Raw genomic sequence first — 11858 nt, 5'->3', positions numbered from 1 at the left:
AAACCCTAGTCACGGAGAACATTCACAAGGCGATCGATGTCGTCTTTTGTGTGTTTCTCGGTGATTGCCACCAAGAATCCATTGTCAGGGCCGTTGGTCGAGAGTGTCTTGAGATTCGGACCGATATCGATGCCCGCATCCCGAGCCTTTGCCAAGATCGATTCCGGGTCGTGTTCACAACGGACGGCGAATTCCTTGAAGAACGGCCCGTCGAACATCATTTGCAAACCGTCGATTTGCGTGATTTGCTCGGCAGCGTAATGGGCTTTCTGACAGCACAATTCCGCGACTTCACGCAGCCCTTGGGGGCCTAACAGGGAAAGATAAATCGTCGCACGCAGTGCCAATAAACCCTGGTTCGTGCAGATGTTGCTGGTCGCTTTATCCCGTCGAATGTGTTGCTCGCGGGCTTGCAGATTCAGCACGTAACTGGGTTTGCCATCACGATCGATCGTCGTCCCGATCAGTCGGCCGGGCATCTTGCGAATGTACTTCTGCCGACATGCCAGAATGCCCAGGTACGGCCCACCGTACTGCAATGGCACGCCAAGAGATTGCCCTTCAGCAACCGCGATGTCCACGCCATAATCACCGGGTTTGCTAAGCACTCCGAGGCTGATCGGATCAAACGACACGACCGCCAACGCGCCGAACTCGTGAGCGATATCGGTCAGGGCTTTGGCATCTTCGAGACCGCCGAAGAAGTTCGGGTGTTGAATGACCAAGCATGCCGTCGATTCGTCCATCGCCGCCCGAACCGCGTCAGCATCGGCGACGCCATTCGGGGTGGGAACGGTCACAATCTCCGTGGGCAAGTTCAAGCAATAGGTTTCGAGGACCTGCCGATATTCGGGGTGAACCGTGCCCAACATCACGACGCGGTCATAACGGTTCGTCACCCGCATTGCCATGAATGCGGCTTCACTGACGGCAGTCGCGCCTTCGTACAGACTCGCGTTGGAAACATCCATGCCAGTCAGTCGACAAATGAGCGACTGGTACTCGAAGAACGCCTGCAACGTACCTTGGCTGGCTTCCGCTTGGTACGGTGTGTACGCGGTGTAGAACTCGCCCCGAGAAGCAATCTCGTCGATCGCCGATGGGATGAAGTGGTCGTACGCACCGCCGCCCATCATACAGACTCGATTGGCGGTGTTCGCGTTGCGACCAGCCAACTGACGGACTTCGGCTTCCAGCTCGAGTTCACATCGCGGGGCTGGCAAATCGAGCGGGCGATTCAATTGCAGCGAGGCAGGGATTTGCTCGAACAGTTCGTCCACCGATCGAGCACCGATCGTTTCGAGCATCTCGCGTTTTTGATCGGGAGTGTTAAACAAATAGGGCACGGCGGAACGTCTTCCTGTCTTCACCGGTGCAAGGAGCGAGCCCGACCGGGAGGAACTGAACGAAGCAAAAATTTGTGAAGGATCAAAGCGGACCGTCGAACGGCCGTCAGTGCGAGGGCAGAGAATGACTTCATCCGCTCTTGCGGGTGATTTTAGTCAGCTCGGCGAGAAAAAACAGTGTGCATCGCGGTTTTTAGTGAGATTCCGATTCGCAATGTTGTTGATAGGCAGCATGGTCGAGGAGTTGCTCGACTTCGTCCATTGACGAAATCTTCAATTTCAAAATCCAGCCGTCGCCGTACGGGTCATCGGAAAGGGCCGACTGATCTTCTTCCAACGCGGTATTGGCTTCGAGAACTTCGCCGCCGATCGGTGCATACAAATCGCTTGCGGCTTTGACACTTTCCACGACCCCGAACTCGTCACCTTTTTTGAACGTCGTGCCTGGCTCCGGTAGTTCGATGTAGACCAGGTCGGTGAGTTGATCGACGGCAAATTTGGAAATTCCGATGGTCGCCGTATCACCGTCGACGGCGACCCATTCATGTGTCGGTGCGAACCGAAGTGTTTGAGGGTCCATAACGTGTCCTTGGAATCAATAATGCGAATGCATCTGAAGGTGACAGGAGGACTGCTCGATTGCAAGAGACTCAAGCGGGAATTTCAGGGAACCACCGACACTGGCGAACGTGCGAAGCACACAATTCGCCGAGCTTGCTCACTCGGACGACGTTGGTGGATGCGAGTCTTGCAATTCGGCTTCGATTCGTGAAATCTTTTCGACGCGACGAGCGTGTCGTCCGCCTTCGAACTCCGTCTTGAGCCACAGGTCGACGATCCGTGCCACCAGTTGATCGCTGAGCAGATCCCCAGAAAGACACAGGATATTTGCATCGTTGTGGCGACGACTCATTTCAGCGGTGAGTTCGTCGTGACAGTTCACCGCACGTATTTTCGGAAACTTGTTCGCGGTGATACACATGCCGATCCCGGTGCCACAAATGAGGATACCGCGGTCGTAGGTACCGACACTCACTTGTTGTGCGACTTCGGAGGCGAAGTCGGGGTAATCGACGCTGTCATCATCGGCCGGGCCGAAATCGGTCACTTCATGACCAAGTTCCCGAAGTTGGGACGCGGTTTGACTCTTGGCTGAGCGTCCGCGATGGTCACTCGCAATGGCGATTTTCATCATGGACTCACTTCAGAAAGTTGATGGAAAAACAAATGGGCCAAAATCGTCGGTCGGCAACCTACTGTTGAGGAATGGTTTCGACAATGGCCTGCACTTGTCGTTTGATTTCTTGGAAGCAATGTTGATAGTCGTCCTGTGTTCCACCGATCGGGTCGGGGACGTCTTGGTTTTCTTGGGAGAGCATCCGGACTCGTTCGCCTGCATCGGGGCGTGCGATGAGAATGGAATCCAAATGCCCTTGGGTCATTGTGAATACATAGTCGGATTGATCGAGCAATTCCGATGTGAGGGGTTGGCTGGAGTGCGATACCAAATCGACACCCATCCCACGGACGGCCTCCACGGATTCCGGACTCGCCGGACTTCCCCGCTGAGCAGCCAAACCCGCCGAAACCGCTAGCACGCCGCGATCGGCTAATTCCTCTTGGTTACAACCCAATCGGTCGGCGGCCAACTTCCGAAAGATGCCTTCCGCCATCGGACTACGACAGGTGTTACCCGTGCAAACGAACAGGTAGACACGTCCTGTCAAGCGTTTTAGTAATGTTGCTGACACAGCACCCTCATTCAAGACTCGCCACCGTTCGCCATTCATTTCGACGGCAGTGGCCGGTAACCCGTATTGGGTCTCACCGTCATCGATCACCATCGCTAATTCTTCGCCAAACTGCGAGACCAAGTTTTCACAATCTGTGTTCGCAGTCAGAGCATCTTGAGACAGCACCAGTGGCGCCTTCATCAGTGATTGTAGGTCATGGATGAAGGGGTGGTTTGGCATCCGGCACCATAAGTAGGGTGAACCATCGGCCAAGGGGTGAAGAATTGTCTCGCGTGTTTCCTTAGGGAGTTGCCCGAGCAAACCTTCTTTCGAAGAGGTCGGCAACGCCAAAGTGACCGGTCCCGGCCAACAACGCCGCGTCAATCGAGTGCCCACATCGGACAAATCGAGAGCGTAATCTCCTAACTCTTCGCGACTTCGAATTCCCAACTGACCAACCGGGAAATCGCCCGCATCCTCAGAGCCTGCAAACAGTTGCGTCATTTTTTGGACGGCTTCAGGCTGAAGCGCTGATGCGGCAACGGTGTAGACGGTATCAGTTGGCAGAACAATCAGCTGTCCCTGAGCGAGCAATTGAGCCGCACGATGGACAACGTCTCGTGGATCATTGGTTTGCTGATAGGACACGACCTCGGTCATGGTGCAGCGTACTGATAATGAGTTGGAAATTCGAAAATGGGGTCAACCGTGGCTGGTCGACCAAAACCGGATCGCGTAGCCGCCCGTATCATACCGGGTGGAGCAAGATGTTCGCACCGATGGGAAGTTTTGGGGGAGACGTAGGCAGTCCGTTTAAGCCGTTCTGTCCAAGTGGCTATCAAGGGGTGAGGACGTACCACAAGCGACTCGAAGATCATCCGTCAGCAAAAGCTCCAGCATGTATTTATGGAAGCTGTGACTCGGAATAACTGAGACGGACTCATTCGAGAAAATGTTGCGATTCGCCAAACTCACAGAGTATACGGAGATTGACGGACCCGTTCAAGTTGCAAACTAACGGGAACACTTCCACGTGAAAAGACACAAGAACCTTCACGGGAGGTGGACTCGAATCTGGCTAGAAAATCCGGGCGGCTTCGTCAGGTCGCTTGCGACCAACGAAGTAATAATAAGGTGCCCTCAAGAACGGAATATACGGCACTTTTCCACGATTCTCCACCCAGGTGATCGGTTCAAAATACCGATGCAAAGCCGGTAGGTGATCAGGATGGAGAAAGACATCGTCGGTGGCGAACCAAGTCGGCCAAAATGTTCGCGTGCCCCAACCGTGACGTCGACAACCCTCGGGCGGATGTTTCCGAGACACATAGAAATCACAAACCCCAATGATACCACCGGGTTTCAGCAGGCGACGTGCGTTTTCGAGGGCCGCGAACCAGTCGGGAATCATCGTCAGCGAATAGGAGAACGTTACTACATCGGCTCCGCCCTCAGGTGGGGTAAACGCGGTGGCATCTCCATGGGCGATCGTGACGTTGTTCCATTGTCGATCGGCGACTCGTCGTTCGGCAATTTCGAGGAGTGGTCTACACAAGTCGACTAAATAGACAGACTTCAATTTCGCCAGATGATCGGACGCATGCTCCACATTTTCCCCCGTGCCTGCTCCCAGATCGACCCACACTCCGTTCTCTGGGAACGGCAGCGAACGAATCATCTCACTTCGCCCATGCAAGAGACGTTTGCGGAAGGCGTCGTAACCGTCGGCCTGACCCTGGTAGAAGTGTTCGAGTCGTTCCTGGTGTGTTTGTCCCCGTCCCCGTGTGACCACCATATGCCAAAGGATCCGCAGGTCGTTAAACCGGGGCGGTGCTGGTGGCGAGGCTGGTTTCGAAGTTTCGGTCGTCATGAGATGAGCAAAGTCTCAGCGGAAAATGCGGCGGAACGTTCGTCTATAATGACGTTGTACTGGCAATGTAAAAGCTGCCGTAGGTGTGGACGCGATCCTGAGTATGCAAGTTTGTGGCTAACTCAGTGTCATAATTGAGCCAGTCACCAACGCGACTCGATTTGCGGTCGCGTTCGATTTCAATGGAATCAATAAAGTCCGCCGTCAACCCCGCACTCCGCCAGATCAAGCGGGCATTCGGTGTTGCCCGGTTTGCGATCGCTTGCCACTCGTCGGCCAACCATTTTTGACGGTGTCCGACACTCATCCAATCCATATGATCCAGCAGAACGAATCGGGAAACCGGTTCTGCGTGGTGATTTAGAAACTCGGTCACTGTGGTTGTGTGAGTGTGGATGCGATCGACCAAACCAGCTTTGAGTCGGTCGAAGTTTTCCGCTTTCAGATACTCCGGGCAGCAGTCTTTCGTGTAACTTCCAGTGAGGTAGACCCGCCAAAAGTAGTTGTCGTACAACGGTAAACGCGCGAATACAGCTTCGATGCAGTCCATGATGAACTCGGCAACGCCGCCTTTGTGTCCGCGTTCGAGTTGCAGTCGCTGTGCCTTCGGAACACCGAGCATTGAGAGCACGGAATTTCGGCGGACGAGCCAGCGAACATACGGCTTGAATAAACGGGAGCGGAGGCGTTCTCGTTGGTAGATTTCGCACTGTTTGTCGACGGTTTCCGCAGACAGCATTTGTTCGAGCGTTTCCCGAATCTTCACGACACGGTTCATATAGTGGTTGACGAACCACGCAAATGTGCCCGACGAACCGCGGAAGTAAAAGCTCGGTCGCATACGACTCGTAAAGAACGAATTTCCTCGTCGATCCCAGAATTGCTGAGCTTCGCTCGGCAACTGTTCTCGTAAAGTGTCTTGGTACACTTCACGCCATTGGGGTAGCCGTCCTTCCCCGAAGAGCTGGAAAAAGGTGTTGTAATCGAGCGATCGGATGGCAGCTTGCTTCAATTGCAATAACGCATTTTGACGCGGGTTCATGTCGATGGCATCGATCCGCCTGGGCTGGTCCAAGGCGTAGTCGAGGGCATTGCAACCGGCGGATGTGATCATCGCGACGGAATCGTCTGGGCCGATCTTCAAGGCGACTCGGTCGAGTCGTGGGTCTTCCCAGCAGGTGTTGTAAACGAGGTTTCGGGAATGGACCATCCGAAACTGCAATGCAGTCAGCGATTCCAAGAACATTCCAGGTTCTCCAGCGGTCGGTTTCTCTCCGCAGCGGCCACAAATTCCGCCATCACAATCGATTCGCGATGCTGGCACATGGGGATGTTGAAATGACGAAGGGATCACGAATTTATTGCGAATCCGTGTTGTTCTGAAGTTCACAGTCTCGACGATCCGTCACGAACATGCACCCCGGCGAATGCGTGATCACAAATGGCGGACGCGTCTCCATCAGAACGGCTTGAGGAGTCACACCACAGGCCCAAAATACGGGGAGTTCGTCGGAATGCACGGGCACCGCTGTGCCATAATCGGGGCGACTAATGTCCTGAATGCCTAGTAACTCCGGCAAACCAATATGGACCGGGGAACCATGCACCTGCGGAAATTGCGAGGTGATTTCCACGGCTCGAATCGCGTCTGCAGGTCGCAATGGACGCATCGAAACCACAAGCTGACCGCGGAATCGCCCGAAGGGTTCACAGGGTTGATTGGTACGGAACATCGGGACGTTGGTGCCCAATTCGACATGTCGCACCGGCACATCAGCTGCAAGTAACGCGGATTCGAACGTGAACGAACAGCCAATCAAAAAGCTGACGAAGTCATCTTGCCAGAGGTCTGTGATGTTCGTCGGTTCGCTGACGAGTTCGCCGTGCTTCCAAACCCGGTACGCTGGCAAGTCCGTGCGTAGGTCTGCATTTTCGGCCCACCGCTGCGGATGCGGGTCACCTGCAGGCAGGACGTCCAATAGGGGGCATGGTTTCGGATTTCGCCGACAGAACTCATGGAATTCGTCGGCCCAGTCGCGGGGCAGAATGACCAGATTCGCCTGCGTGAACCCGGCCGCAAGTCCCGAGGTTGGTCCCGTGAGTTGCCCATTGCGACAAGCCTGACGAACAGCCTCACTGGATTGCAACAAATCGGGCGAAGGATCACGAATTTCCACAGAACATTTTCCTGTATCAGCGAGGTAGCTAGTTGAACTCGCAACTTTGCGATCTAGCACTAAGTTATACCATTGCCGACAGAAAAAAGCAGTTCCATAGTTGCGTACTGGGTATGAGAGTTCTTCGTTTAATACAAAAAGCAGCGTCGACTTCGTTAGGTACGATGTCGACGCTGCTTGATCGAGAGGTTTGTCGGATCTATTCGATGAGTCTGGGTGTTGTGAGAATTGAGTCAACTTGAATGGTCCCCGGGCCGGGGATGACGTGCGGACTTACAAATTCGCAAGGTTGCACGATCACTCGTTTTTGCTTCGGGCTGCCTGTGAGTTTGACTTCTAAGATACGTACACCGACGAATTTCTCGATCACATAGTTAGCGTTGTTTCCCGGTCCGGAAACAGAACTAAACAGAGGAATCGCACGTGGTTCGCCGATAATCGCTTCAAGCTGCGCTTTGATACCAGCACTAAGACCGGTATCTCCGTTGAGAATACATTGCTGATCGAACCGCAATTCAAAACCTAGTTGATCAAGGTCGTCTTGATTAATGCCATGAAGAATCTGACGCTTTAAATCATTCGTGCTATTGTTGGAACCACCGATATCCACAGTTCCTCGGTTACCTGGCGGAAGAGAACCGTCGCCCGTTGGGTATAAGTTCACTTCAAGAATTCCATCGGTGCCACTCGATACCTGCTTCGTTTGTTCGTTGTAACTGAAGTTGTCACTTCCGACTCCAGCTAACAAGTTCTCCCAGGTTTCAATGTCCAAGGCAATCGGTAACACATGAATGGTCTGGTCAGGGCCTGGTGGCCTGCGAAAACCGACGCCCGGCATCATGGCGGCAGCGGATCGTACTCTGAGGTCAGCACTTCGCGTTCCGAGTGCTGGGGCGAAGAACAGTGGGAGAGACGAGTCCGGACTGCCGGTTCCCGCGGATTCCCCAGGACCAAGCGGTTGGTCTCGGCGTGTTGTGACTTCGACAAAATTAGCCGGCCAAACATCATAGTTTTTGACCATCGCGCCACTGTTTTCGTCTTGATAGTACTGACCGTAACGCACATCACGCGCACGTTCTAAATAGGCTTGTTTATGGTCGCCAGAGCGGTGGTAACTAGCAATGTCTTCAGCAGCTAACCCAGCCTTGTCCTGTGCAACCGCGTAGCTTAGAGTTGCGCCCGGTTTGAAGAGTGGAATCAGTTCTTGAGACGCAGATAAAGCCGCTGCGTCGGAACACCCTTTCATTTGCGCCTTCGTCAAAGCGATGAATCCCACATCGACTGTGAAGGCAAGAAACGCGAGAATCATAATCATCATGGCAGCCGCTAGACAGACGACTGCACCGAGTCTTTTCTGGTGCTTAGATAGTTGGTGGCGTTGAAACAATGTGTTTTTCATCGGTTGGGAATCCTGGGTGAAAGTCGCTCGAAACCAAAAAGCAAGATCGTGATTACGAGGCTTTTATTCGGTGGGATTATATTGATGAATACACCGGTGTGTGGTGTCTGTTTTAATGAGATTGTTACTAGCATCGTAGTAACGAGCCTCATCAAGACAGAAGAGTTTGACTCGATGTGATGCATACCCAATACGTGAGTTTGCGATACTGACTGCGGGGTCGTACTGATTAAGGTTTGATAGAATTGTGAAGTTACTAAACTTCAGAAAACCTTGACCGCCGAAGTTTCCCCAGGTCTGTGATTTGCCATTCAGAACTTCAAACTGAACACTATGGTCGCCGTTATGCTGCATGCTCATCGTCCATGTGATTGTCTCGTCAGGAGTGCTGAGCAATTGAAACTTCGGGAAGTTGCGAATGTTGCCATCCGATTCACCAACCCAACTCTGTAACTGCACACCACCGCTGGCATATTCATCGAGCGTTGCGTTGTTGAGTTCTAACACGGCGTGAATGCCACTAAGGTTGCCACGCGGAGAAATGGAAGCGGTGATCTGAGGGGCTTCCAAAGCCGGGTCGGGGACGCCGATTTGTAGTTCCCAGTCTTCTTCGATGCGAAAGACATCTGGTGGAGGTGACGTCTGAGCGATGAGTTGGGGTGTCAGCAAAGCGACAACCGCAAAACTAAAGATTGCTAGTCGGCAATGCCGCGGTGACGCAACAGACGCGTTTGGAGAGATTCGTTGAGTGATAGCACTCATGTTCGGTCCCTTCTGTACTCGAAATGAAACCTTTTCGGTAGCTTGGCGGTCTTGATATTTGCGATCGCTGCGCTCGGGTTGCAGTGATCGCGTTTTCAAGATCCATAGCTTTGCGGACTCGCCTCGCGACGAGGGTGCCTTTGTCGAAGACCCACGGTTTCAGAAGGTCCTCTAAGGATGCCGCCCAATGCTGCATCCAAAATGTCTCCAAGATGGCCCGTTGAAGTTTTTCGTTAACAATGTCGAGAAGAGGTTCTCTGGGATTCGTCAGGACATGAACCGTCTTAAAGCTAGTACATGTACTGAGAGTGTCCAGCGGAATTTGCAAGTATTTTGGCTTGTATCACTTTCGCTTCACGATGTTGCAAAAAGTGTCGGTGTTGCCAAAAATCAACTTGCTAAACCTTTGTTTGCCGGTATCCGCTTGCGTTTTTCTAATGAGCTTGCCTGATGAAGACGATCGAAGAGTACAAATCGACGCTGCCCCAAGTCGGACGGTTAGACTGGATTGGAGCCGCCCCAGGACGACGCAAGCCGTTGGTGGAACTTCCAGAAGCCGATCTCGAAGTTGGAACGGGAATCGCCGGTGAGCATCACGCGACGGGTGGGCAGTCCAAACGTGAAGTGACGTTGATCCAGGCGGAACATCTTCCCGTGGTCGCTTCGCTAGTGCATCGTGAGTCCGTAGAACCCGGATTATTGCGGCGGAATCTTGTCGTCTCCGGCATCAATCTCTTGGCACTCAAAGATCGAAAATTTCGCATTGGCGATTGTGTTCTCGAAGGCAGCGGCTTGTGTGTGCCGTGTTCGCTGATGGAAGAACAACTCGGTCCCGGCGGTTACAACGCCATGCGTGGCCACGGCGGCATCACCGCTATCGTCATCAAAGCCGGAAAGATCCGCGTGGGGGATTCCATCGTTGTGGAAGGTGCGAACGCTGAATCCTAGCCATGGAGAAGGACAATGGATGATTCGACCGCGTTGTTGTTTTTGCTTCGTTTCCAGTCGTAATTGGCTTAGCAACTTTTGCGATCTACCCATTGATTCGACGTGCGACATCTTTGAAGTGTCCAGCTTGTGAAAAGCGATTTCCACAGACTGACGTTCAACCGATTTTCGTGCGGTGTTGCCACTGCGGTTGGAAATTGGATGTTGTCCATGTCCACAATAGGAACCGATAGATGATGCCATTTAACGCAATGGTATCCATTTCGATCGTCCTAGGAATCGGTGTTGTCTGTGTTCCGCTCTTTTGGGCTTGTCGCACGTTTCGCTGCCCGGTATGGAAAAAAAAGGTTCGACGGTCTGCGCTCACGATTGATCACGTCGCTTGTCCGCATTGCGACTGGCAGGCGGTCCGGTCAGTGGACGCTGATCTTTCCATTCAGTCGATAGCATCAAAACGCGGCCGGGAATGTCTTCGCTGTGGGTGTTCGTCTGGGCATGTCGAACTTTGGCGGCTTTGGGATGGCGGTGATTATTGCAGTGTCTGTCTGAAGACCAATACGACAACTCTCTACCAAGCCGTTCGCTCCGGACAGACACTGAATGAAACCATGCCTTTTAGCACACGGCGAGTGGCCAGCAGAGTCTTCTTGATTCTATGGGTGGGAATGGCCGCCACCTTCGGAACGATTGCGTTCTCGATAGGTTTCGAGAAGGGCGGTTAGTCAATCGGCTTGCAATCTACAGCGTTCGTACAACTCGCGTTTATGCCACTTGTGTTGGTATTCACTGCAGCACATGCTTGGGGTTACCATATGACCCGACCGCACATTGCATTATCTGATGGGCAACTGTTGGTACGGCTTGGGAATACGCGTTCGATTCATACAAAACTTGCCGATGTGGAATGGTTCCAAGGAAGAACCTCGCAATCCTATTACGGGGGCAAAACCATCTATCCAAGTGAGCCAGCTGTTTTGTTCGTGCTGCCGAATGATACCGATCAAGAATACAGAGCCTCGGTGGGGTTCACGCCGGAATCTCGTGAGTTGTGGACGGAGTTTCTCGAGTTCATCGGCTTGCCGCGCAGGACCGCCTATGAGAGACGCTTCGCAGGAAAGTGGATCGCTAATGTGTCCGGGGGATTGATGCTCATTCTAGGCCCGTTGGCATTAGGTTTTTCTGTCAGGCCTTGTATTGAACTCCTCAGGACATTGATCGGAAGAGGGAAACTACCGGAATTATTGAGCTTTCAGTTGTTCGTACCCGGGGCGATTTTGCTCATTATCTATGTCTCAGTGCTTTGGCCTTGGAACGGACATCCGCGTGGACCATCGAGTCGACCGCCAAGCGAACAGCAAGACCGCATGCGAAAAAACCGGTGGGGCTTGGTGTTTAGCTGCTGTGGAGTGATTGGTCTACCGATGCTGTGCTGGCGGGGTGTGCCGATATTCGACCGCCTTGTGGCGATGACGTTTCTGGCAATATTCAGCTGGACGGCTTCCTCGTTAATCGCGAAACGGGAAGCTACGACCGAACCGATCCGCCAAATTGATGATGAGCCCGCCAGTGGAACGGTGAAAGTTGATTCGCTATAGTGTCGGCTGTCGAACGGACCCACACTTA

The 11858-nt window shown here is 53.1% G+C and carries 12 protein-coding genes and 1 riboswitch; of the genes, 3 read left to right on the top strand and 9 right to left on the bottom strand.

All coding sequences use genetic code 11. The annotated features are described in order from the left end of the window. Positions 1-5: 5 nt before the first annotated feature. The 9 genes from gcvPA to AC5DDB_RS04190 all read right to left on the bottom strand — a co-directional run bounded on the left by gcvPA (position 6) and on the right by AC5DDB_RS04190 (position 9287). Positions 6-1346 carry an aminomethyl-transferring glycine dehydrogenase subunit GcvPA gene (gcvPA, locus tag AC5DDB_RS04230; protein WP_491738429.1) on the bottom strand — a complete coding sequence of 447 codons (1341 nt, stop codon included), beginning with the start codon at positions 1344-1346 and terminating at the stop codon, positions 6-8. 193 nt (positions 1347-1539) lie between these two features. Beyond that, positions 1540-1926 (bottom strand): glycine cleavage system protein GcvH, encoded by a 387-nt coding sequence (gene gcvH / locus AC5DDB_RS04225; protein WP_491738428.1) that lies wholly within the window; start codon positions 1924-1926, stop codon positions 1540-1542. 138 nt (positions 1927-2064) lie between these two features. Continuing rightward, positions 2065-2538: a ribose 5-phosphate isomerase B gene (gene rpiB, locus AC5DDB_RS04220; RefSeq protein ID WP_491738523.1), complete on the bottom strand. Its 474-nt coding sequence runs from the start codon at positions 2536-2538 to the stop codon at positions 2065-2067. Positions 2539-2599: 61 nt separating this feature from the next. Then, a complete protein-coding gene (locus tag AC5DDB_RS04215; protein WP_491738427.1) occupies positions 2600-3739 on the bottom strand; it encodes an arsenate reductase/protein-tyrosine-phosphatase family protein in 1140 nt (379 codons plus the stop codon). Positions 3740-4157: 418 nt separating this feature from the next. After that, positions 4158-4949 carry a class I SAM-dependent methyltransferase gene (locus AC5DDB_RS04210; protein WP_491738426.1) on the bottom strand — a complete coding sequence of 264 codons (792 nt, stop codon included), beginning with the start codon at positions 4947-4949 and terminating at the stop codon, positions 4158-4160. Between the two features lie 43 nt (positions 4950-4992). Further along, a complete protein-coding gene (locus AC5DDB_RS04205; protein ID WP_491738425.1) occupies positions 4993-6195 on the bottom strand; it encodes a BtaA family protein in 1203 nt (400 codons plus the stop codon). 112 nt (positions 6196-6307) lie between these two features. After that, positions 6308-7126 (bottom strand): putative hydro-lyase, encoded by an 819-nt coding sequence (locus tag AC5DDB_RS04200; RefSeq protein ID WP_491738424.1) that lies wholly within the window; start codon positions 7124-7126, stop codon positions 6308-6310. 199 nt (positions 7127-7325) lie between these two features. Continuing rightward, on the bottom strand, positions 7326-8525 hold the full coding sequence (locus AC5DDB_RS04195) for a pilus assembly protein TadG-related protein (RefSeq protein WP_491738423.1): 1200 nt from the start codon (positions 8523-8525) through the stop codon (positions 7326-7328). A gap of 63 nt (positions 8526-8588) precedes the next feature. Beyond that, complete coding sequence (locus tag AC5DDB_RS04190; protein ID WP_491738422.1) at positions 8589-9287, bottom strand: hypothetical protein; 699 nt, start codon at positions 9285-9287, stop codon at positions 8589-8591. Positions 9288-9320: 33 nt separating this feature from the next. Next, positions 9321-9436, bottom strand: a riboswitch (cyclic di-GMP riboswitch). A 38-nt stretch (positions 9437-9474) separates the two neighbouring features. On the opposite strand from AC5DDB_RS04190, the gene AC5DDB_RS04185 reads away from it, so the two are divergent. From AC5DDB_RS04185 to AC5DDB_RS04175, 3 genes are all read left to right on the top strand, one after another. Further along, positions 9475-9738 carry a hypothetical protein gene (locus tag AC5DDB_RS04185; protein ID WP_491738421.1) on the top strand — a complete coding sequence of 88 codons (264 nt, stop codon included), beginning with the start codon at positions 9475-9477 and terminating at the stop codon, positions 9736-9738. Further along, entirely contained in the window at positions 9738-10235 is a 498-nt protein-coding gene (locus AC5DDB_RS04180) for an MOSC domain-containing protein (RefSeq protein WP_491738420.1), read from the top strand. The genes AC5DDB_RS04185 and AC5DDB_RS04180 overlap by 1 nt, the downstream gene beginning before the upstream one ends. An 812-nt stretch (positions 10236-11047) precedes the next feature. Continuing rightward, on the top strand, positions 11048-11830 hold the full coding sequence (locus AC5DDB_RS04175) for a hypothetical protein (protein WP_491738419.1): 783 nt from the start codon (positions 11048-11050) through the stop codon (positions 11828-11830). The last annotated feature ends 28 nt before the right edge of the window (positions 11831-11858 follow it).

The organism is Thalassoroseus sp. (genome assembly GCF_984380535.1).
This window is presented reverse-complemented; position numbering and strand designations above follow the sequence as displayed.